Origin of the sequence: Streptomyces sp. NBC_00273 (assembly GCF_036178145.1) — a bacterium.
Taxonomy (GTDB): domain Bacteria; phylum Actinomycetota; class Actinomycetes; order Streptomycetales; family Streptomycetaceae; genus Streptomyces.
On the sequence record NZ_CP108067.1, the window covers coordinates 3,426,207 to 3,447,421 of the forward strand.

Genomic DNA, 21,215 nt, shown 5'->3' on the forward strand with positions numbered 1-21,215 from the left:
GAGCGCCTGCTCGGACGGGTGAATAGAGGGGTCCGGGTGGATAGAGACCTACCCGAGGGGGGTCGTGGAGCGGTGAGCGGCAGTCCATGTGCGCTCACCGCTCCACGTCAACACCCGATCGTCAGGCGAAGACCGCGAGGGACTTCGCCTTTCCGTTCTTGTTCTCGACGAGCCCGAGCAGCTGCCCCTGCGGCCCGAAGACCGCGACCGTGCGGCCCGCCTCGTACTCCTGCGGCATGTCGATCCGCACGCCGTTGGCGAGCAGCGAGGCCCGCCGGGCGTCCAGGTCCCAGCGCGGGAAGGCCGCGGCTGCCGCCTCGCCGATGGGCATGACGGTCAGCTCCTCCTGGAGCTGGTCCAGGGTCCGTGCCTTGTCGAGCTTGTACGGGCCCACCCGCGTGCGGCGCAGCGCGGTCAGGTGCCCGCCGACGCCGAGGTCGGCGCCGAGGTCACGGGCGAGGGCGCGGATGTACGTACCGCTGGAGCAGACGACGGAGACGACGAGGTCGACGACCTTCGTGCCGTCCTCGGCCTCCGCCTCGCGCATGTCGTACACCTGGAACGACGAGATGGTCACCGGCCGGGCCGGGATCTCGAAGTCCTCGCCGTCGCGGGCGCGCTTGTAGGAGCGCACGCCCTTGATCTTGATGGCGCTGACCTTGGACGGGACCTGCATGATCTCGCCGGACAGCTTGGCGATGCCCGCGTCCACGGCTTCCCGGGTGACCCCGGTGGCGTCCGTGGAGGAGGTGATCTCGCCCTCGGCGTCGTCCGTCAGGGTGTCCTGGCCCAGGCGGATCGTACCGAGGTACTCCTTCTCCGTGAGCGCGAGGTGGCCGAGCAGCTTGGTGGCCTTCTCCACGCCCAGGACCAGCACGCCGGTCGCCATCGGGTCGAGCGTGCCGGCGTGGCCGACGCGGCGGGTCTTGGCGATCCCGCGCATCTTGGCGACCACGTCGTGCGAAGTGAAGCCGGACGGCTTGTCGACGATGACAAGACCGTCCGGAGTCTTCCCTGCATTGGTGCTCATTCCGCGGCTGCGTCCTCGTCGGAGTCGTCGGCGTCCTCGCCCGGCTTCTTGTACGGGTCGGCGTCGCCGGCGTACTGCGCGCCGGAGGACACCTCGCGCACCTGGGCGTCGGAGGTCCGGGCCTTTTCGAGGAGGTCCTCGATGGTCTTGGCGTTCTCCGGGAGTGCGTCCGCGACGAAGGTCAGGGTGGGCGTGAACTTGGTGCCCGCCGCCCGGCCGACCGCGGAACGCAGTACGCCCTTGGCGCTCTCCAGGCCCGCTGCCGCGCTGGCACGGTCCTCGTCGTCACCGTAGACCGTGTAGAAGACCGTGGCCTCCCGCAGGTCGCCGGTGACCCGGGTGTCCGTGATGGTCACGTGCGTACCGAGGCGGGGGTCCTTGACTCCGCGCTGCAGCTTCTCCGCCACCACCTCCCGGATGAGGTCCGCCAGCTTCTTCGCCCGCGCATTGTCGGCCACTGGTCCGTCTCCTTCTTATGTCTTGCTATCAGTCTTCATCACCGTGGAGGCGCCGTCGTACGGACAGCAGCTCCACTTCCGGACGCGCCGCGACCAGCCGCTCGCAGCGGTCGAGTACGTCCGAGAGGAACCCCGCGTCCCCACTCACCAGAGCGACCCCTATGTGGGCCCTGCGGTGCAGGTCCTGGTCGCCCACTTCCGCCGCGCTCACGGAGAACTTGCGTTGGAGCTCGGCCACGATGGGCCGGATCACGGAGCGTTTCTCCTTCAGCGAGTGAACGTCGCCGAGGAGCAGATCGAAGGACAGAGTCCCCACGTACATGCAGTTCCGGATATCCCGCCGGTGCGGGTTCGGTGGCCTGCCGGCCGTCGCTCGGCAGGGTCACCAAACCGTACACGCAACGGCCGGGGCCGATCGACGGATATTCCGCCGACCGGCCCCGGTGTTACGAGCTACGACACGGTGCGATGTGCCTCGCGCTTACGCGCGCGGCTTCTCGCGCATCTCGTACGTCGCGATGACGTCGTCGATCTTGATGTCGTTGAAGGAACCGAGGTTGATACCACCCTCGAAGCCCTCGCGGATCTCGGTGACGTCGTCCTTGAAGCGGCGCAGACCGGAGATGGTGAGGTTCTCGGCGACGACCTTGCCGTCGCGCAGGAGCCGCGCCTTGGTGTTGCGCTTGACCTCGCCGGACCGGATGAGGACACCGGCGATGTTGCCCAGCTTGGACGAGCGGAAGATCTCGCGGACCTCCGCCGTACCGAGCTCGACCTCTTCGTACTCCGGCTTGAGGAGACCCTTCAGGGCCGCCTCGATCTCCTCGATGGCCTGGTAGATCACCGAGTAGTAGCGAACGTCGACGCCCTCGCGGTCCGCCATCTGCGCGGCACGGCCGGCCGCACGGACGTTGTAACCGATGACGATGGCGTCGGAGCCCATCGCCAGCGAGATGTCGGACTCGGTGACCGCACCCACACCGCGGTGCAGGACGCGGATGTCGACCTCTTCGCCGACGTCGAGCTGGAGCAGCGAGGACTCGAGGGCCTCGACCGCACCGGACGCGTCGCCCTTGATGATGAGGTTGAGTTCCTGGACCAGACCGGCCTTGAGGACCGAGTCGAGGTCTTCCAGGGACACCCGGCGGACGCGCTTGGCGAAGTTGGCGTTGCGCTCGCGCGCAGCACGCTTCTCGGCGATCTGACGGGCGGTGCGGTCCTCGTCCACGACGAGGAAGTTGTCGCCGGCGCCGGGGACGTTGGTGAGACCCAGGACCAGGACGGGGGTCGACGGACCCGCTTCCTCGACGTTGTTGCCCTTGTCGTCGAGCATGGCGCGCACTCGGCCGTAGGCGTCGCCCACGACCATCGTGTCGCCGACGCGGAGGGTACCGCGCTGGACGAGGACGGTGGCGACGGCACCGCGGCCGCGGTCGAGGTGGGACTCGATCGCAATACCCTGAGCGTCCTGCTCCGGGTTGGCGCGGAGGTCGAGCGAGGCGTCGGCGGTGAGGACGACGGCCTCGAGCAGGGAGTCGATGTGCAGACCCTGCTTGGCGGAGATGTCGACGAACATCGTGTCGCCGCCGTACTCCTCGGCGACCAGACCGAACTCGGTGAGCTGACCGCGCACCTTGACCGGGTCGGCACCCTCGACGTCGATCTTGTTGACCGCGACGACGATCGGGACGCCGGCGGCCTTGGCGTGGTTGAGCGCCTCGATCGTCTGCGGCATGACGCCGTCGTTGGCCGCGACCACGAGGATCGCGATGTCGGTCGACTTCGCACCACGGGCACGCATGGCGGTGAACGCCTCGTGACCCGGGGTGTCGATGAAGGTGATCTTGCGGTCTTCGTCGTTGACCTGGGTGGTGACCTGGTACGCACCGATGTGCTGCGTGATGCCGCCGGCCTCGCCCGCAACGACGTTCGTCTTGCGGATGGCGTCGAGCAGTCGGGTCTTACCGTGGTCGACGTGACCCATGACGGTCACGACCGGCGGACGCGGCATGAGGTATTCCTCGCCGCCCTCGTCCTCGCCGAACTCGATGTCGAAGCCCTCGAGGAGCTCGCGGTCCTCTTCCTCCGGGCTGACGATCTGGACGACGTAGTTCATCTCGCCGGCCAGCATTTCGAGCGTCTCGTCGGAGACGGACTGCGTGGCAGTGACCATCTCGCCGAGGTTCATCATCACGGCGACGAGCGACGCCGGGTTGGCGTTGATCTTCTCCGCGAAGTCGGTGAGGGAGGCACCGCGCGACAGGCGCACGGTCTCGCCGCCACCGCGCGGCAGCATCACGCCGCCGACGGACGGGGCCTGCATGGCCTCGTACTCCTGGCGCCTCTGACGCTTGGACTTGCGACCACGACGGGCCGGACCACCGGGACGACCGAAGGCGCCCTGCGTGCCACCACGGGCACCGGGACCACCGGGACGACCACCGAAGCCGGGACGACCGCCGCCACCGGCACCGGCCGGACCGCCGCCGAAGCCGCCGCCACCGGGACGCGGGCCGCCGAAGCCGCCACCGCCGCCGGGACGCGAGCCCGGACCGGCCGGACGACCGGCGAAGCCGCCGCCCGCGGGACGACCGGCACCGCCGGGACGACCTGCGCCGCCCGCACCGGGACCACGGCCGCCGGGGCCGCCACCGGGACGGGGACCGGGACCACCGGCAGCGGGACGCTGCGGCATCATGCCCGGGTTCGGACGGTTACCACCGGGAGCACCACCGGGACGCGGGGCGCCGCCCTGCGGACGCGGCATGCCGCCCGGGGTCGGACGGGCGCCGCCGGGACCCTGCGGACGCGGAGCGCCGCCGGGACCACCCTGCGGGCGGGGAGCACCCTGGCCGCCACCGGCGCCGGGGGCACCGGGACGGGGCGCGCCGGCCGGACGGGGCGCCTGGGGGCGCGCCATGCCGGTGGAGCCGCCGGAGGTGAAGGGGTTGTTGCCCGGACGGGGACCCGCCGGACGGGCACCCTGCGGACGCGGCGCCTGGGAGCCGGGGGCTCCGGCGGGACGCTGCGTCTGGGCACCGGGAGTGGCGCCGGCCGGGCGCGGGGCGCCGGGACGGGCACCGCCCTGGCCACCCTGACCCTGGGCCGGACGCTGCTGCGCCGGACGGGGGCCGGGAGCCGCGGCGGGACGCTCGGTGCGCGCCGGGGCGGCCGGAGCCGCCGGAGGCGCGGAGAACTCGGTCGCCACGGGCGCCGCCGGAGCGGGCTTCGGGGCGGCCGGAGCCTTCGGGCCGGGACGCGGGCCGGGGGCGGCCGGAGTCACCGGGGCGGGCGCTGCGGCGGCCGGAGCCTCCGCGACGACCGGCTTGGGGGCCGGTGCGCCGGGCTTCGGCGCAGCGGGACGTGCAGCGGCACCCGGGGTCGGGACCCCGGGCTTGGCGGGGGCGGCCTTGCGGGGCGCACCCGGCTTCGCGGCGGACTTGCCGGCGTTGCCGCCGGGGCCCTGCAGCGCGTCAGTCAACTTGCGTACAACCGGCGCCTCGATCGTCGAGGACGCCGAACGGACGAACTCACCGAGTTCCTGGAGCTTGGCCATGACGACCTTGCTCTCAACTCCGAACTCCTTGGCGAGTTCGTATACCCGGACCTTAGCCACTTCGCTCCTTTTAGGTCCGGGTTACGCCGGACCGTCGCTACTTCATGGGCGTACTCATCGCGTACTCATCGAGTGCTCATCGCAATCTCGACCTACTTCCAACTCGCGAGGTACCTGACCGCACGGTTATCCGTGCCGTACTACTTCTCTTACGGTGTGCCCGGCCTCACCGGCCACGGCTTTGCGCAGGTTCTCCGTGTCGAGCGCTCCGGCGGACCGAAGGGCCCGGGGGAACGCACGGCGGCGGATCGCCTGGTCGAGGCAGACCGCGGCGGGGTGCACGTAAGCACCCCGTCCCGGCCGCGTACCGCGTGGATCGGGGACGCATGCGTCCCCGTCCGCGACGACGCGCAGCAGATCGTTCTTGGCCGCTCGCTCCCGACACCCCACACAGGTGCGTTCGGGGCATGCGCGGGCTTGCGTCCGGCCAGACACGCCTAAGTCTACCTCCCCGCACCGGCCTCTCTCCCGACAAGTGGCGGGGGAAAGATCGAACGGCTGTCGTGTTGTCTTGTATCCGCTGCCGGAGCAGCGGCCGTGCACCCTGTCTACCGTCCGGGGAAGCCCGGACGGTACCGGTTTATTCCCCGCCCCGGCTCCGGTCGGCGTCCGGGGACGCCTCGGTGTCGGGACGGATGTCGATGCGCCAGCCGGTGAGCCGCGCGGCGAGGCGGGCGTTCTGGCCCTCCTTGCCGATGGCCAGCGACAGCTGGTAGTCCGGGACGGTCACCCGGGCGGACCGGGAGTCCCAGTCGACGACCTCGACCTTGCTCACCCGGGCGGGTGACAGCGCGTTCGCGACCATCTCCGCCGGGTCGTCCGACCAGTCGACGATGTCGATCTTCTCGCCGTGCAGTTCGGCCATCACGTTGCGCACGCGGCTGCCCATCGGGCCGATGCAGGCGCCCTTCGGGTTCAGACCCGAACGGGTGGACCGGACGGCGATCTTGGTGCGGTGACCGGCCTCACGGGCGATCGCCGAGATCTCGACGCTGCCGTCGGCGATCTCCGGGACCTCCAGCGAGAAGAGCTTCTTCACGAGGTTGGGGTGGGTGCGCGAGAGGGTCACGGACGGACCGCGGACACCCTTCGCCACCCGCACGACGTACGCCTTCAGGCGCAGACCGTGCGTGTACTCCTCGCCGGGGACCTGCTCCTGCACGGGCAGGATGGCTTCCAGCTTGCCGATGTCGACGAGGACGTTCTTGGGGTCCTTGCCCTGCTGGACGACGCCGGTGATGACGTCGCCCTCGCGGCCGGCGAACTCGCCGAAGGTCAGGTCGTCCTCGGCGTCGCGCAGACGCTGCAGGATCACCTGCTTGGCGGTCGTCGCGGCGATCCGGCCGAAGTCCGACGGGGTGTCGTCGAACTCCTTGGGCTCCTGGCCCTCTTCGAGATCCCTCGGGTCTTCCGTCGCCCACACGACCACGTGACCGTTGGTGCGGTCCAGCACGACGCGAGCGCGGCGGAAGCTCCCCTCGGTCCGGTGGTACGCGATGAGGAGGGCCGACTCGATCGCCTCGACGAGCAGGTCGAAGGAGATCTCCTTCTCCCGGACCAGACCCCGCAGGGCACTCATGTCGATGTCCACGGCTACGCCTCCTCTTCCTTCTTGTCCTTGCGGTTGAACTCGATCTCGACACGCGCCTTGGCGATGTCGGTGAATGCAATGCGCCGGGCGGTCGCCTTGCGGCCCTTCACGCCCGGTACTTCGAGGTCCAGGCCCTCGTCGTCGACGTCGAGGATCCGGGCGACCAGTTCCCCGGCGCCCTTCTCGTCCTCGGCGGACAGCTGGAACTTCACGAGGCGACCGATGGCCCGTACGTAGTGACGGTGCTCGGTCAGCGGGCGGTCGGCGCCCGGCGAGCTGACTTCGAGGACGTACTCGTCCTCACCCATCACATCGGTTTCGTCGAGCTTGTCGGAGACCTCGCGGCTCAGCTCGGCACACGCGTCCAGCTCCACGCCCTCGTCGGAGTCCACGATGATCCGCAGCATCCGGCGCTTGCCCGCCCGCGACATCTCGATCTCTTCGAGGTCCAGGCCCTTGGCGGCGACGAGCGGCTCCAGCAGTTCGCGCAGCCTGTCGCTCTGGGTGGTGCTCATCCGGGTGACTCCTCGGCCGCGTGTGCTGTTGTGGTTTCCGTCGTGCGTCAGGTCAAAGGGTATCCGGTGTCGGAGGGTGTTGCCGTCCGCCCTGTGGACAGGGCCCCGGGTACCGTGATCACACCCTGCCCCGCCATCAGCACCGTCATCACCCGGAGGACGTCGTCGTGTCCTGGACTCTGCCTTCGAGACCCTCGCGCAGGACCCTGCTCGCCGGTGCGGCCGGCGCGGCCGGCGCCGCGCTGCTGACCGGATGCTCCGACAGCCTCCCGACCGGCGCCTCCTTCACGATTCCACTCGAACGGCGGATGCGGGAGACGGCCGTTCGTGACAGCACGCGACTGCTGGAACGTTACGACACCACGGCGGCCGCCCATCCGGCCCTGGCCGCGCGGCTCGCTCCGCTGCGCGCCGCCGTCGCCGCCCACGCCGCGGCCCTGTCCCCCACCCGTTCGGCCCCGCCGTCCCCCTCCCCGTCCCCCTCCGGCGGTACGGGGGCCGCCGCGCCCGCGGCGAGCGGCGAACCGGTGTCGCCGAAGCCCGACGAGGCCCTGACCGCGCTCGCGGACGCCGAGCGGAGACTGTCCGAGTCCCGGACCATCGACCTGGCCGGGGCCCCCGGGGAGCTGGCCCGGCTGCTGGCGTCGGTGGCCGCCTGCGGCGCCGTACACGCGTACCTGCTGACCTCGACCCCCGGAGCCACCTCGTGAAGCCCGAACCCTCCCCCGCCGGCCGGGTCCTGGAAGCCGCCCAGGCCGCGCTCGCCGCCGAACACGCGGCCGCGTACGGCTACGGGGTGATCGGTGCCCGGTCCGCCGGCGCCCGCGCCGCACAGGCCCGGGAGTCGTACGGCGGCCACCTCGCGCGGCGCGACGCGCTCGCCCGGACCGTACGGGAGCTGGGCGGCGCGCCCCGGCCCGCGGAGGCCGCGTACGCCCTGCCGTTCGAGGTGCGCGGCCCGGCCGACGCCGAGCGGCTGGCCGCCGAGATCGAGGACCGGGTGGCCGGCGCGTACTCCGATCTGGTGCGCGCGGCGGAGGGTCCGCTGCGCCGCGAGGCGGCCGACGCGCTGAGCGCGGCGGCAGTGCGCGCGGCACGCTGGCGTGGTGTCGGCGTAGCCTTCCCTGGGCTCACGGAACGCGCTGACGAGGCGCAACGGGCCCAGCACAGCTGAAAGGGACCACGCACGCATGGCTTTCGAACCGCCGCAGCGGCTTGTACGGGCGCTCGGCGAGATGCCGGAAACGGCGCAGGACACGGACTGGCTGGGGCAGTTGCCCCGACTCACCGAGGCCGCGCTGTCCCGGCGCGGGGTGGAGGCCCGGCGGGTGCAGGCTCCGGGCGGCCGCAGCAGTCTGGTGGTCCTCGTCACGTACGCCGACGGGACCCCGGCCGCGCTGAAACTGGCGCCGCCGCACGCCCGGCCCGACCGCGAGCTGGCCGCGCTGGCCCACTGGGGCGGTTTCGGGGCCGTACGGGTCCTCGACACGCGGCATCACGACGACGACGGGGCGCTGCTGCTGGAGCGGCTGCACCCCGAGGTGTCCCTGCGCTCGCTGCCGGAGGCGAAGGCCCTGCTGGAGGCGAGCGGCACGCTGCGCAGGCTGTGGGTGGCGCCGCCGGCCGGGCACGGGTGGGAGACGGTGGCGGAGCGCACCGAAGGGCAGTCGGCGGCCCTGCGGGCGGCCCCGGCGGAGACCCGGACCCTGGCGGACACGGCGCTGGCGATGCGGGCGGAGCTGGTGGCGGCCCCGTCGGAGGAGCTGCTGCTGCACGGGAACTTCCGCCAGGGCAAGGTACTGGCGGGCGAGCGGGCCCCGTGGCTGACGGTGGGTCCCGATCCACTGGTCGGCGAGCGGGCGTACGACCTGGCGCGGCTGGTCCGGGACCGGCTGGAGGACCTGGTGGCTTCTTCGGCGGGGGCGGCGGGAGCCCGGCGCCGGGTGAACAAGCTGGCGGACGCACTGGATGTGGACCGGGAGCGGCTGCGGGGCTGGACGGTGTTCCGGGCGGTGGAGTCGGGCAACCGCGCACTGGCCGCCGGGCGGCGCCGGGACGCGGAGCTGCTGCTGGAGTTCGCGGCCTGGTTGTAGGGCATACCGTAGTTAGGTAGGTATGTCCGGCAGGGGGCCGTCATGGTCGAAGAACTGCTGACAGCGGCCATCGCCACGGGTGTGGGCGTCGCGGTCTACGTGGGCGCCGCGGCCCGGGTGGTGAAGCAGTACGAGCGGGGCTTGGTCTTCCGCTTCGGCAGGCTGCGCGAGGAGGTCCGCGGGCCCGGTTTCACGACGATCGTTCCCTTCGTGGAACGGCTCCGCAAGGTGAACATGCAGATCGTGACGCTGCCGGTGCCCGCGCAGGAGGGCATCACCCGGGACAACGTCACGGTGCGGGTGGACGCGGTCGTGTACTTCAAGGTCGTCGACCCGGCGAGCGCGATCGTGGCGGTGGAGGACTACCGCTTCGCCGTCTCGCAGATGGCGCAGACCTCGCTCAGGTCGATCATCGGAAAGTCGGACCTGGACGATCTGCTGTCCAACCGGGAGATGCTCAACCAGGGCCTGGAGCTGATGATCGACAGTCCGGCGGTGGGCTGGGGCGTGCAGATCGACCGGGTCGAGATCAAGGACGTCTCGCTGCCGGAGACGATGAAGCGGTCGATGGCCCGGCAGGCGGAGGCGGACCGTGAGCGCCGGGCCCGTGTGATCAACGCGGACGCGGAGCTCCAGGCCTCGCACAAGCTCGCCGAGGCGGCGGAGGTCATGTCGGAACAGCCGGCGGCGTTGCAGTTGCGCCTGCTGCACACGATCGTGGCGGTCGCCGCCGAGAAGAACTCCACGCTGGTGCTGCCGTTCCCGGTGGAGCTGTTGCGCTTCCTCGAGCGCTCGGCCCCTCCGCCTGCGGCGGCGCCCGCGCGGCAGGAACCGGCCCCGGCCGGCCCGGCTTCCGAAGGCCCCGGGCCGGCCGAGGTCGACGGAGCCCCGGCTCCGGACGCGCTCGACGGGGCGCCGGCCCCGGATGCGCTCGACGGCTCGGTGGACGGGCTGATGCTGGACGCGCCGCCGCCGGAGCACGAACGGGACGGGCTGCGCGAGTAGCCGCTGCGCGGGGCCGTCCCCGACCCGCCCTTCCACCGTTCCCCGGGGCCCCGTGCCCCGTGCCCCGTGCCCCGCGCCTCAAGCGCCGGCGGGGCTAAAATGTGCGGGGTGCGGGACCGGGCCCCGGGAAGACGGGCCGCGGCCGGGCTACGACGTCAGGCGGGCGAGGGCTTCGGCCGTCGGAAGTTCCTCGCGGGTGCCCGAGGCTCGGTGCTGGAGTTCGACGATCCCGTCGGCGGAGCGGCGGCCCGCCACCAGGATCCACGGCACGCCGATCAGTTCCGCGTCCGTGAGCTTCACGCCGGGCGACAGGCCGGGACGGTCGTCCAGCAGCACCCGCAGACCCGCCGCGGCCAGGGCCGTGGCCGCCTCCTCCGCCAGTGCGAGCGGCACCGCCTTGCCCGCCGCCACCACGTGCACGTCGGCCGGAGCCACCGCCGCGGGCCAGCACAGGCCGCGCTCGTCCGCCGTCTGCTCGGCCAGCGCCGCCACCGCGCGGGAGACGCCGATGCCGTACGAGCCCATCGTGACCCGGACCGGCTTGCCCTCGCGGCCGAGGACGTCCAGCCCGAAGGCGTCCGCGTACTTGCGGCCCAGCTGGAAGATGTGCCCGATCTCGATGGCCCGGTCGAGCTTCAGGCCCGCCCCGCAGGACGGGCAGGGGTCGCCCGGCTCCACGACCACCACGTCCAGGTACCGGTCGACCTCGAAGTCCCGCCCGCAGACCACGTTCCGGGCGTGCGTGTCCGCCCGGTTGGCCCCCGTCACCCACGACGTGCCGGGCGCGACCCGCGGGTCGGCCAGGTAGCGGACCTTCTCCAGACCCTGCGGGCCCACGTAGCCGCGCACCAGGTCCGGGCGGCCCTCGAAGTCCTCGGCCGTCACCAGCTCCACCACCGCCGGGGCCAGGTGCTCGCCCAGCTTGCCGAGGTCCACCTCCCGGTCCCCCGGCACGCCCACGGCCGTGATCTCGCCGTCGACCTTGACCAGGAGGTTCTTCAGCGTCGCCGAGGCGGGTACGCCCAGGTGCGCGGCCAGGGTCTCGATCGTCGGGGTGTCCGGGGTGTCCACCTCCTCCAGCGCCGGGTGTTCTGCGGAGACGGCGGCGGGGGCGAGGGCGAAGGTCACGGCTTCCGTGTTGGCCGCGTAGTCGCACGAGGGGCAGTCCACGAAGGTGTCCTCGCCCGCCTCGGCCGGGGCCAGGAACTCCTCCGACGCCGAGCCGCCCATGGCGCCCGACACGGCGGACACGATCCGGTGGTCGAGGCCGAGCCGCTCGAAGATGCGGACGTACGCCTCGCGGTGGAGCCGGTAGGACTCCTCCAGCCCCTCGTCGGACACGTCGAAGGAGTACGAGTCCTTCATCTGGAACTCGCGCCCGCGCAGCACCCCGGACCGGGGCCGCGCCTCGTCGCGGTACTTGGTCTGGATCTGGTACAGCATGACCGGCAGGTCCTTGTAGGAGGCGCACTGGTCCTTCACCACGAGGGTGAAGATCTCCTCGTGCGTCGGCCCGAGCAGGTAGTCCGCGCCCTTGCGGTCCTTGAGCCGGAACAGCAGGTCCCCGTACTCCGACCAGCGTCCGCTGACCTCGTACGGCTCCTTCGGCAGCAGGGCCGGGAGCAGCACCTCCTGGGCCCCGATCGCGTCCATCTCCTCGCGTACGACGCGCGAGACGTTGTCCAGGACCCGCTTGCCGAGCGGCAGCCACGTCCACACCCCGGCGGAGCTGCGCCGGACGTAACCGGCGCGGACCAGGAGCCGGTGGCTGAGGGTTTCGGCGTCGGCCGGGTCCTCGCGGAGGGTCTTGGCCATGAGGCGGGACATGCGCTGCACGTGTTGCGTAGACATGTCGGGAGATTACCGGGGCCCCGCGGCCCGCGGTACCGGTTTCAGGGCCTGGTCAGGGGCAGGGTGGCGCCCATGACGGCGTACGGCATGCTCGCGCTCGGGAAGTGGACCTGGCGGGCGAGGTCGCTGTAGCCGAGGGCCCGGTAGAGGCCGCGGGCGGGGCTCTCGGTGTCGATGGCGGAGAGGATCGAGCGGGGTTCGGCAGCGTCGTCGGTGATGCCGGTGATGAGGGCGCGGCCGACGCCGTGGCCCTGGAAGCCGGGGTGGACGTGCAGCTCGGTGATCACGAAGGATCCGTCGAGCCAGTCCTCGTACCCGCCGGCCCGCAGGTAGGGCTCGACGATGGTGGACCACCAGTGGGTGCGGTCGTTCGGCATCCCGTACACGAATCCGGTGAGCGCGCCGTCCTCGGCGAACGCCCCGAGGGCGCGGGCGCCGCGGCAGGTCATGTGGCGCTGGACGATGTACCGCCGGATGCCGACCTCCTCCTCGCTGAGGCCGAAGGCGACGGCCTGCACGCGCAGGGCCTCGTCCACGCGGGCGGCGAGGTCGAGGGGACCGATGCGGACTCCGGAAGGCAGCATGCGGCGACCTTACTTCGCGGTACGGGGCTGCCGGAATGCCATAGCCGAGGTCCGTGGCCCGACTGTTCGGGTCGGGTGCGGCCGGACGTCAGAAGAGCACGCTCATGAACGCGCCGACCTCGCGGAAGCCCACGCGCCGGTAGGCCGCCCGCGCGGCGGTGTTGAAGTCGTTCACGTACAGGCTGACCACGGGAGCCACGTCCCGCAGCGCGTATGCGACGACGGCGGCCATCCCGGTCTCCGAGTGGCCGAGGCCGCGGAACTCGGGGTCCACCCACACGCCCTGGATCTGGCAGGCGCGGGCGGTGGCGGCGCCGATCTCTGCCTTGAAGACGACCTTGCCGTCGTCGACGCGGGCGAAGGAGCGGCCGCTGGCGACGAGTTCGGCAACGCGGGCCTGGTAGAGCAGTCCGCCGTCACCGGCCATCGGCGAGATGCCGACCTCCTCGGTGAACATCGCGACGCAGGCGGGCATGATCAGGTCCATCTCGTCCTTGCGGATCCGGCGGACCTGCGCGTCGGCCTCGACCGTGGTGGACGGGCGCTCGATGACCATGAGCGGCTGGTGGGAGCGGATCTCGCGGGCCGGGCCCCAGCTGGGCTCCAGGAGCTGCCACAGCAGCCGGGTGGCCTCGGCGGGGCCGACGATGGAGGAGCAGCGGCGGCCGGTGCGGCGGGCCCGGTCGGCGAAGGCGCGTACGGCGTCGGGTCCGGCGCAGACGGGGACCAGGTTGGCGCCCGCGTAGCAGAGCGAGCGGAGCTCGCCGTCGGCGTACCAGCCCCACATCTCGCCGCCCAGGCGCCAGGGGTCGAGTCCGGCGACCTGGACCCGGGAGGTGACGAAGGCGTTCTCGACCGGCTCGCGTCCGAGGATTTCCATCGCGGCGTCGAGATCACTGGGCTCAAGGACCCGGGTGGTGGTCTGCGTCAACACTGGGGCCTCACCATGCAAGTCTGCTGATCTCCGCACTGTACCCGGCGGGGCCCGGGGATGCCGCGTCCGAGGTCGCGAAAGAGCCCCGGACCGCCCCCCGAACTGCGGGAACGGTGCCGGGGCCACTGACGAAGCCCGCACCGGGCACGCACGCCGACACGAGCCGGCAACCGGCGCCCCACGGGCGAGCCGAGCCGGGAAGGTCAGACGCCGATCGCGACCGTGGGCTCGCCGCTGGTGATGCCGTCGGCCTCCATCTGCGCGGCGATCTTCATGGCCTCTTCGATGAGGGTCTCGACGATCTTCGACTCGGGGACGGTCTTGATGACCTCGCCCTTCACGAAGATCTGGCCCTTGCCGTTGCCGGAGGCGACGCCGAGGTCGGCCTCGCGGGCCTCTCCCGGGCCGTTGACGACGCAGCCCATGACGGCGACGCGCAGCGGGACCTCCATACCCTCGAGGCCCGCCGTGACCTCCTCGGCCAGCTTGTAGACGTCGACCTGGGCGCGGCCGCAGGACGGGCAGGAGACGATCTCCAGGCGGCGCGGCTTGAGGTTCAGGGATTCCAGGATCTGGATGCCGACCTTGACCTCTTCCGCCGGCGGGGCGGAGAGGGAGACGCGGATGGTGTCGCCGATGCCCTCGGAGAGCAGCGCGCCGAAGGCGACGGCGGACTTGATGGTGCCCTGGAAGGCGGGGCCGGCCTCGGTGACGCCGAGGTGCAGCGGGTAGTCGCAGGCGGCGGCGAGCTGGCGGTAGGCGTTGACCATGACGACCGGGTCGTTGTGCTTGACCGAGATCTTGATGTCGCCGAAGCCGTGCTCCTCGAAGAGGGAGGCCTCCCACAGCGCGGACTCGACCAGCGCCTCGGGGGTGGCCTTGCCGTACTTCTTCAGCAGCCGGGCGTCGAGGGAGCCGGCGTTCACACCGATGCGGATCGGCGTGCGCGTCTCGTTCGCGGCCTTCGCGATCTCCTTGACCTTGTCGTCGAACTGCTTGATGTTGCCCGGGTTCACGCGGACCGCGGCGCAGCCGGCGTCGATCGCGGCGAACACGTACTTCGGCTGGAAGTGGATGTCGGCGATGACCGGGATCTGCGACTTCTTGGCGATCACGGCGAGCGCGTCGGCGTCGTCCTGCGTCGGGCACGCCACGCGGACGATGTCGCAGCCGGAGGCGGTGAGCTCGGCGATCTGCTGGAGCGTCGCCCCGATGTCGGAGGTTCTGGTGGTGGTCATCGACTGGACGGAGATCTGCGCGTCGCCGCCGACGGCCACCTTGCCGACCTGGATCTTGCGGCTGACCCTGCGGTCGGCAAGCTTCGTCGGCACGGCCGGCATTCCGAGAGAGATGGCAGTCATCTGCTGTGCAACCCCAAGGTGTGGATCAAGGTCCCGAGATCGGCGGGCTCCAGGCTTCGAGATTACGCCAACCAAGGCGCGGCCCGTGCATCCGAGGGGTGCGCCACCCGAACGTAGGGAGCCGGGCACGATCCGTGCCCGGCTCCCGTGCTGCTGGGGCAGAGCCCCCGCAAACTAGGTGATCTTGATCGGGTTGACCACGTCCGCCACCATCACCAGCAGGGTGAAGCAGATGAACAGGCCTGCGACCACGTAGGCGACGGGCATCAGCTTCGCCACGTCGAACGGGCCGGGGTCGGGGCGCCGGAAGATCCTTGCGACGGTGCGCCGGACCGACTCCCACAGCGCGCCGGCGATGTGTCCGCCGTCGAGCGGGAGCAGCGGCAACATGTTGAACAGGAACAGCGACAGGTTGAAGCCGGCCAGCAGGTTGAGGAAGAAGACCAGCTGGTGCTGGGCGGGGATGTCGAGGGTGAAGATCTCCCCGCTGACCCGCGCCGCGCCGACGACGCCCATCGGGCTGTCCTGCTTGCGCTCGGCTCCGTTGAAGGCCGCGTTCCACAGGTCGGGGACCTTGGTCGGGAGTTTGACCAGCGACTGGACGCCGGCCTGCATCATCTCGCCCATGCGGTCGACGGACTGGCCGAAGGACTGCGGGACGTAGCCGGAGGCGGGGGCGAAGCCGAGGAAGCCCGCGGTGACGTACTCGTCCTTGACGTACCGGCCGCTGCCGTCCGTCTTGGCGACCTTGTTCTCGATCAGGTTCGCCTTGAGGTCCACGCGCTGTCCGGCCCGCTCCACCGTGATCGTGGCGGGGCCGACGGTGGCGCGGATGTTCTTCTGCAGGGCGGACCAGTCGCCGACCGATCGGCCGTTGAAGGCGACGATCTTGTCGCCCGCGTTGAGGCCCGCGGCCTTGGCGGGGGCGGCCGGGTCGCCGGGGGCGCACTTGTCGCGCTTCTCGCTCTGCTGGATGACGCAGTCCGAGACGGTGGCGACCGAGGTGGTCTGGGTGTTGAGCCCGAAGGTCATCAGGGTCGTGAGGAAGATCGCCACGGCCAGGATCAGGTTCATGAACGGCCCGGCGAACATCACGATCACGCGCTTCCACGGCTTGCGCGTGTAGAAGAGCCGGCTCTCGTCCCCGGGCTGGAGCTCCTCGTACGCGGCCGAGCGCGCGTCCTCGATCATCGACCGGAACGGCGAGGTGGAGCGTGCGGTGACCTTGCCGTCCTCGCCGGGCGGGAACATCCCGATCATGCGGATGTAGCCGCCCATGGGGATGGCCTTGATCCCGTACTCGGTCTCGCCCTTCCTCCGCGACCAGATGGTCGGCCCGAAGCCCACCATGTACTGCGGCACGCGAATGCCGAAGATCTTGGCCGTGGAGAGGTGCCCCAGCTCGTGCCAGGCGATGGAGACCAGCAGGCCGACCGCGAAGACCACGACCCCGAGCACCGTCATCAGTAGTGTCATGCGCGCGCCTCCACGGCGGCCCGCGCCGCCATCTCCCGCGCCCGGGCCCGCGCCCAGGCCTCTGCTTCAAGGACGTCCTGGACCGTCAGGGAGGTTCCCGACTCAGGCGTCCCGTGCTCGTCGACCACGGCAGAGACCGTATCCATGATTGCTGTGAACGGCAGCCGACCTGCCAGGAATGCTTCGACGCACTCCTCGTTGGCCGCGTTGAACACGGCCGGGGCGGTGCCGCCGAGGGTTCCCACGTGCCGGGCGAGGCCCACCGACGGGAAGGCCTCGGTGTCCAGCGGGAAGAACTCCCAGGTGGAGGCCTTGGTCCAGTCGAAGGCGGGGGCGGCGTCCGGGATCCGCTCGGGCCAGCCGAGGCCGATGGCGATGGGGCCGCGCATGTCCGGCGGGGTGGCCTGGGCGAGCGTGGAGCCGTCGGTGAACTCCACCATCGAGTGCACGTAGGACTGCGGGTGGACCACGACCTCGATGCGGTCGAAGGGGATGTCGTAGAGCAGGTGCGCCTCGATGACCTCCAGCCCCTTGTTGACCAGGGTCGCGGAGTTGACCGTGATCACCGGGCCCATGGCCCAGGTGGGGTGCGCGAGCGCGTCCTGGACGGTCACGCTCGCGAGCTCCGCGCGGGTGCGGCCGCGGAAGGGACCGCCGGAGGCGGTCACCACGAGCTTGCGGACGTCGGCACGGGTGCCCGCGGCGAGCGCCTGGAAGAGCGCCGCGTGCTCGGAGTCCACCGGGATGATCTGGCCGGGCTTCGCCAGGGCCTTGACCAGTGGGCCGCCGACGATCAGCGACTCCTTGTTGGCCAGGGCCAGGGTCCGGCCCGCCCGCAGTGCGGCGAGGGTCGGCGCGAGGCCGATGGAACCGGTGATGCCGTTGAGGACGGTATGGCACTCGGAAGCGGCGAGTTCGGCCGCGGCGTCCGGACCGGCCAGGATCTCGGGCAGCGGCTCGGACGGCCCGTACTGGGCGCTCAGCGCCTCTTTCAGGGCCGGTACGACGTCCTCGCGGGCGACGGCCACGGTCTTGACCCGCAGCAGCCGGGCCTGCTCGGCCAGCAGCTCCACCCGCCCGCCGGCGGCGGACAGGGCGGTGACCCGGAACCGGTCCGGGTTGCGCAGGGCGAGGTCGATGGCCTGGGTCCCGATGGACCCGGTGGACCCGAGGATGACGATGTCCCGGAGGCCGGCCGCGGGGTCGAAGAGGAGGTGCGGGTCGGCGAGGGGGGCTGGGCGGTCGCTCATGCCCCCCATTGTTGCCGCAAGTCATGAGCGGCCGGACACGGAGCCCCCTTCCGTTACCCGCAGCAGCAGGTGCGGGAGCGTTCCGGCGAACTCCGGGAGCGTTCGGGCGACGCTCCACCAGGCCTCGGAGTCCTCGTCGAGGGCGAGGGCGAGGAGCTGGTCGGCCTCGGCGTGCGAGGCGAGGACGGCCGCGGGGCGGTCGTGCCGGTCGGGGTGGTCCACGTCGCCGAGCCAGTGGTCCTGGTCCAGGGCCCAGCAGGCCGGCAGCTTGTGCCGGATCACGTCATGGCCGGTGAGCAGGCCGCGGTCGATGCAGTCGCGCACCCAGCGGATGTCCTCCCCGACGCTGTCCATCGGCACGGCGAGGCTCGCCAGGGCCAGCTCGCGCTCCACGCCCCCGTAGGGCTCGACGGCCCTCGGGGCCAGGTGGCGCACCGCACGGACGAGGTCGGGTCCGGGCTCACCCGCGTCGGCCGCCTCGGGGACGGTGCCGTCGGTCAGGGCGGCGACCAGCGCGGGCAGCGGGCCGCGGTAGCCGGGTGCGTGCCGCAGCAGCTCGGCCCACAGGCGGGGATCGTCCCCCAGCGGGCGCAGGGCCCGCAGGACGGCCGTCTGCATGCCGGCCTGTTCGGGCAGGGTCCAGCGCAGGCCGTGGGTGTCGGGGAGTCGGGCGAGCAGCAAGGTGCGGTGCGCAGGGGCGACGTGGGCGACGAGTTCCTCGTGCGTGACCGCTCCCATCCGCACGGCGCGGACGGCGGGCCGGTGCCAGGAGCGCCCGTCCGGCGGCGCCGCCGGGGCGGCCAGGAACGCGTGGACGGTCTCCAGGGGCAGGTCCAGGGCGAGCAGCACGGCCTCGACCGCGCCGGTCGGCAGCGGCTCGCGGAGGTGCTCGGCGAGCAGCAGCTCCGGGTCCGGCCGGTGGCGCAGCGCCAGGACGTCCAGCGGGACCCGTGGCCCGCGCCTGCCGTGCCGGCGCAGCAGGCCGACCAACTCGGCCGCGCTGAGCGGTTCCTCGCCGGGGTCCCTGCCGAGTTCGGCGCGGAGCACCGGCAGGAGTTCGGGCGGTGTGCGGCGGCGGGAATAGCGGACGGGGCCGGGCAGGCCGGGCAGCGGCCTGCCCACGACCCGGGGGTTGCGTGCGATGAAGGTCCGGTCGGCCGCGCTGCCGTGGCGCAGTAGCAGGGTGACGGTCGAGGCCGACAGCCACTCGTCCCGGCACAGGTATTTGCGGGTGGGCTCGTCCAGCCTGCCGATCATGTCGGTGACGATGTGGTCCGGTGCGTGGCGCAGCAGGTGCGCCACGCACCAGGCCAGCCGTCGGCTGGTGCGGTCTTCCTCGGCCGTCGGCATCGTTCGTCCGCCTCGTGCTGTGCTCGTACGGGTACCAGTACTCGTACTCATCCTCGTACGTCTGTCCGACGTCCGGCGATGATCGCAGGTCAGCGGATGGGGCGGTGCACGTTTTTCTGCGTCGAGGGTCCGGGGGTCGCGTCCGCGATCCAGGGGCCCTCGCCGGAGGGGTCGAGGACGCCCTCCTCCAGCCATGCGTAGGTACCGGACAGGACGCCGGCGACCACCTTGCGGTCGAGGTCGTCGGTGTTGGACCAGAGCCGGCCGAAGAGCTCCTCCACGCGCAGCCGGGACTGCTCGCAGAAGGCGTCGGCCAGCTGGTAGGCCTCGCGACCGTGGGCGCCGGTGGCGCGCAGGTGCTCGGCGCGGACGCAGGCCGCGCTCATGGCGAAGAGCTCGGCGCCGATGTCGACGATCCGGCCGAGGAAGCCCTGTTTGGTCTCCATCCGGCCCTGCCAGCGGGACATGGCGTAGAAGGTCGAGCGGGCGAGTTTGCGGGCGCTGCGCTCCACGTAGCGCAGATGGGTGGAGAGGTCGGGGTGGCCGCCGGGGTGGAAGGCCCGGTAGGTGCCGGGGACCTGGCCGGGGCCGGTGGCGAGCTTGGGCAGCCAGCGGGCGTAGAACCCGGCGGCGCGGGCTCCCGCCTTCGCCTTGTCGCCGAGTGCCTTCTCGGGGTCGATGAGGTCGCCCGCCACCGAGAGGTGGGCGTCGACGGCCTCGCGGGCGATCAGCAGGTGCATGATCTCGGTGGAGCCCTCGAAGATCCGGTTGATGCGCAGGTCGCGGAGCATCTGCTCGGCGGGGACGGCGCGTTCGCCGCGGGCGGCCAGGGACTCGGCGGTCTCGAAGCCGCGCCCGCCGCGGATCTGGACCAGTTCGTCGGCCATCAGGCAGGCCATCTCGGAGCCGTAGAGCTTGGCGAGGGCGGCCTCGATGCGGATGTCGTTGCGGTCCTCGTCGGCCATCTGGGAGGCGAGATCGACCACCGCTTCGAGGGCGAAGGTGGTGGCGGCGATGAAGGAGATCTTGGCGCCGACCGCCTCGTGCCGTGCGACCGGCCGGCCCCACTGCTCGCGGACGCCGGACCACTCGCGGGCGATCTTCAGGCACCACTTCCCGGCGCCGACGCACATGGCGGGCAGGGACAGCCGGCCGGTGTTGAGCGTGGTCAGGGCGATCTTGAGCCCGGCGCCCTCGGCGCCGATGCGCTGCGAGGCGGGTACCCGTACCCGGTGGAAGCGGGTCACTCCGTTCTCCAGGCCGCGCAGGCCCATGAAGGCGTTGCGGTGCTCGACGGTGATGCCGGGCGAGTCGGCCTCGACGACGAAGGCGGTGATCCCGCCGCGATGGTGCTCGGACTTCGGGACGCGGGCCATCACGACGAGCAGGTCCGCGACGACCCCGTTGGTCGTCCACAGCTTCACGCCGTCGAGCACGTACGCGTCGTCCCCGTCCGGGACGGCCGTGGTGGCCAGGCGCGCCGGGTCCGACCCCACGTCGGGCTCGGTGAGCAGGAAGGCGCTGATGGCGGTGGTGGCGCAGCGGGGCAGGTAGGCGTCCTTCTGCTCCTGCGTGCCGAACATCTTCAGCGGCTGGGGCACGCCGATCGACTGGTGGGCGGAGAGCAGGGCCCCGATGGCCGGGCTCACCGAGCCGACGAGGGCCAGCGCCTTGTTGTAGTAGACCTGGGTGAGACCGAGGCCGCCGTACTTGGGGTCGATCTTCATGCCGAGGGCGCCGAGCTCCTTGAGACCGCGCACGGTCTCGTCGGGGATCTTCGCCTCGCGCTCGATGCGGGCCCCGTCGATGCGGGTCTCGCAGAACTCCCGCAGCCGGGCCAGGAAGGCCTCGCCCCGCCGGACGTCCTCGTCGGCGGGGAGCGGGTGGGGGTGGATCAGGTCGAGCCGGAAGCGTCCGAGGAACAGTTCCTTGGCGAAACTGGGTTTGCGCCAGTCCTGTTCCCGGGCCGCCTCAGCGACCTGCCGTGCCTCGCGCTCGGTCACCTTGGGCTGTGTTGCGGACATGAGGGGACTCACCTCGCCGCCGGAGTCGGGGGTCCACCGGCACTACCAGCCGGTGCTACCTGTGAGTCGTACCCTGT

19 protein-coding genes are annotated in these 21,215 nt (G+C 71.7%); 4 read left to right on the forward strand and 15 right to left on the reverse strand.

The features are described from left to right. Positions 1–121 precede the first annotated feature (121 nt). From truB to rimP, 7 genes are all read right to left on the reverse strand, one after another. Positions 122–1,030 (reverse strand): tRNA pseudouridine(55) synthase TruB, encoded by a 909-nt coding sequence (gene truB, locus OG386_RS14270; protein WP_150259790.1) that lies wholly within the window; start codon positions 1,028–1,030, stop codon positions 122–124. Beyond that, positions 1,027–1,488 carry a 30S ribosome-binding factor RbfA gene (rbfA, locus tag OG386_RS14275; RefSeq protein WP_030708679.1) on the reverse strand — a complete coding sequence of 154 codons (462 nt, stop codon included), beginning with the start codon at positions 1,486–1,488 and terminating at the stop codon, positions 1,027–1,029. The genes truB and rbfA overlap by 4 nt, the downstream gene beginning before the upstream one ends. 28 nt (positions 1,489–1,516) lie before the next feature. Next, complete coding sequence (locus OG386_RS14280; protein WP_328788489.1) at positions 1,517–1,810, reverse strand: DUF503 domain-containing protein; 294 nt, start codon at positions 1,808–1,810, stop codon at positions 1,517–1,519. Between the two features lie 159 nt (positions 1,811–1,969). Beyond that, positions 1,970–5,104: a translation initiation factor IF-2 gene (infB, locus tag OG386_RS14285; RefSeq protein ID WP_328788490.1), complete on the reverse strand. Its 3,135-nt coding sequence runs from the start codon at positions 5,102–5,104 to the stop codon at positions 1,970–1,972. A 126-nt stretch (positions 5,105–5,230) separates the two neighbouring features. After that, a complete protein-coding gene (locus tag OG386_RS14290) occupies positions 5,231–5,539 on the reverse strand; it encodes a YlxR family protein (RefSeq protein ID WP_301366092.1) in 309 nt (102 codons plus the stop codon). 145 nt (positions 5,540–5,684) lie between these two features. Then, the gene (gene nusA / locus OG386_RS14295; RefSeq protein WP_327382981.1) at positions 5,685–6,695 is read right to left on the reverse strand and encodes a transcription termination factor NusA; all 1,011 of its coding nucleotides are present in this window, start codon (positions 6,693–6,695) and stop codon (positions 5,685–5,687) included. Positions 6,696–6,697: 2 nt separating this feature from the next. Then, on the reverse strand, positions 6,698–7,210 hold the full coding sequence (rimP, locus tag OG386_RS14300) for a ribosome maturation factor RimP (RefSeq protein ID WP_328788491.1): 513 nt from the start codon (positions 7,208–7,210) through the stop codon (positions 6,698–6,700). A gap of 167 nt (positions 7,211–7,377) precedes the next feature. Here rimP and OG386_RS14305 point away from each other — a divergent pair, with 167 nt between their 5' ends. Genes OG386_RS14305 through OG386_RS14320 form a run of 4 tightly spaced genes read left to right on the forward strand, consistent with a single transcriptional unit; the run spans position 7,378 to position 10,308 of the window. Beyond that, positions 7,378–7,920 carry a hypothetical protein gene (locus OG386_RS14305; protein ID WP_328788492.1) on the forward strand — a complete coding sequence of 181 codons (543 nt, stop codon included), beginning with the start codon at positions 7,378–7,380 and terminating at the stop codon, positions 7,918–7,920. After that, on the forward strand, positions 7,917–8,384 hold the full coding sequence (locus tag OG386_RS14310; RefSeq protein WP_328788493.1) for a ferritin-like domain-containing protein: 468 nt from the start codon (positions 7,917–7,919) through the stop codon (positions 8,382–8,384). Before OG386_RS14305 ends, OG386_RS14310 begins: the two co-directional genes overlap by 4 nt. A 16-nt stretch (positions 8,385–8,400) precedes the next feature. Further along, on the forward strand, positions 8,401–9,303 hold the full coding sequence (locus OG386_RS14315) for an aminoglycoside phosphotransferase family protein (protein WP_328788494.1): 903 nt from the start codon (positions 8,401–8,403) through the stop codon (positions 9,301–9,303). Positions 9,304–9,345: 42 nt separating this feature from the next. Beyond that, positions 9,346–10,308: a slipin family protein gene (locus OG386_RS14320; protein ID WP_328788495.1), complete on the forward strand. Its 963-nt coding sequence runs from the start codon at positions 9,346–9,348 to the stop codon at positions 10,306–10,308. Between the two features lie 147 nt (positions 10,309–10,455). On the opposite strand, the gene OG386_RS14325 is transcribed toward OG386_RS14320, so the two are convergent. The 8 genes from OG386_RS14325 to OG386_RS14360 form a co-directional block, all read right to left on the reverse strand. Then, the gene (locus OG386_RS14325; RefSeq protein WP_328788496.1) at positions 10,456–12,159 is read right to left on the reverse strand and encodes a proline--tRNA ligase; all 1,704 of its coding nucleotides are present in this window, start codon (positions 12,157–12,159) and stop codon (positions 10,456–10,458) included. A 41-nt stretch (positions 12,160–12,200) separates the two neighbouring features. Next, on the reverse strand, positions 12,201–12,743 hold the full coding sequence (locus OG386_RS14330; RefSeq protein WP_266605514.1) for a GNAT family N-acetyltransferase: 543 nt from the start codon (positions 12,741–12,743) through the stop codon (positions 12,201–12,203). Between the two features lie 88 nt (positions 12,744–12,831). After that, positions 12,832–13,674, reverse strand: a complete 843-nt coding sequence (locus tag OG386_RS14335; RefSeq protein WP_328793252.1) for a GNAT family N-acetyltransferase — start codon at positions 13,672–13,674, stop codon at positions 12,832–12,834. Between the two features lie 206 nt (positions 13,675–13,880). After that, a complete protein-coding gene (gene ispG / locus OG386_RS14340) occupies positions 13,881–15,038 on the reverse strand; it encodes a flavodoxin-dependent (E)-4-hydroxy-3-methylbut-2-enyl-diphosphate synthase (protein WP_327737698.1) in 1,158 nt (385 codons plus the stop codon). Positions 15,039–15,212: 174 nt separating this feature from the next. Continuing rightward, positions 15,213–16,514, reverse strand: a complete 1,302-nt coding sequence (locus OG386_RS14345) for a M50 family metallopeptidase (RefSeq protein ID WP_328788497.1) — start codon at positions 16,512–16,514, stop codon at positions 15,213–15,215. Beyond that, a complete protein-coding gene (gene dxr / locus OG386_RS14350) occupies positions 16,511–17,764 on the reverse strand; it encodes a 1-deoxy-D-xylulose-5-phosphate reductoisomerase (RefSeq protein ID WP_328788498.1) in 1,254 nt (417 codons plus the stop codon). The genes OG386_RS14345 and dxr overlap by 4 nt, the downstream gene beginning before the upstream one ends. 21 nt (positions 17,765–17,785) lie before the next feature. Further along, positions 17,786–19,114 (reverse strand): hypothetical protein, encoded by a 1,329-nt coding sequence (locus OG386_RS14355; protein ID WP_328788499.1) that lies wholly within the window; start codon positions 19,112–19,114, stop codon positions 17,786–17,788. Positions 19,115–19,203: 89 nt separating this feature from the next. Beyond that, positions 19,204–21,138 carry an acyl-CoA dehydrogenase family protein gene (locus OG386_RS14360; RefSeq protein ID WP_328788500.1) on the reverse strand — a complete coding sequence of 645 codons (1,935 nt, stop codon included), beginning with the start codon at positions 21,136–21,138 and terminating at the stop codon, positions 19,204–19,206. Positions 21,139–21,215 lie beyond the last annotated feature (77 nt).

What these genes read in the sequence shown, in the direction of transcription:
- OG386_RS14360 (WP_328788500.1), bottom strand. Translation starts at nt 21,138, where the DNA reads ATGTCCGCAACACAGCCCAAGGTGACCGAGCGCGAGGCACGGCAGGTC.
- rimP (WP_328788491.1), bottom strand. Translation starts at nt 7,210, where the DNA reads ATGAGCACCACCCAGAGCGACAGGCTGCGCGAACTGCTGGAGCCGCTC.
- OG386_RS14315 (WP_328788494.1), top strand. Translation starts at nt 8,401, where the DNA reads ATGGCTTTCGAACCGCCGCAGCGGCTTGTACGGGCGCTCGGCGAGATG.
- OG386_RS14320 (WP_328788495.1), top strand. Translation starts at nt 9,346, where the DNA reads ATGGTCGAAGAACTGCTGACAGCGGCCATCGCCACGGGTGTGGGCGTC.
- OG386_RS14345 (WP_328788497.1), bottom strand. Translation starts at nt 16,514, where the DNA reads ATGACACTACTGATGACGGTGCTCGGGGTCGTGGTCTTCGCGGTCGGC.
- dxr (WP_328788498.1), bottom strand. Translation starts at nt 17,764, where the DNA reads ATGAGCGACCGCCCAGCCCCCCTCGCCGACCCGCACCTCCTCTTCGAC.
- OG386_RS14280 (WP_328788489.1), bottom strand. Translation starts at nt 1,810, where the DNA reads ATGTACGTGGGGACTCTGTCCTTCGATCTGCTCCTCGGCGACGTTCAC.
- OG386_RS14330 (WP_266605514.1), bottom strand. Translation starts at nt 12,743, where the DNA reads ATGCTGCCTTCCGGAGTCCGCATCGGTCCCCTCGACCTCGCCGCCCGC.
- ispG (WP_327737698.1), bottom strand. Translation starts at nt 15,038, where the DNA reads ATGACTGCCATCTCTCTCGGAATGCCGGCCGTGCCGACGAAGCTTGCC.
- OG386_RS14355 (WP_328788499.1), bottom strand. Translation starts at nt 19,114, where the DNA reads ATGCCGACGGCCGAGGAAGACCGCACCAGCCGACGGCTGGCCTGGTGC.
- OG386_RS14325 (WP_328788496.1), bottom strand. Translation starts at nt 12,159, where the DNA reads ATGTCTACGCAACACGTGCAGCGCATGTCCCGCCTCATGGCCAAGACC.
- truB (WP_150259790.1), bottom strand. Translation starts at nt 1,030, where the DNA reads ATGAGCACCAATGCAGGGAAGACTCCGGACGGTCTTGTCATCGTCGAC.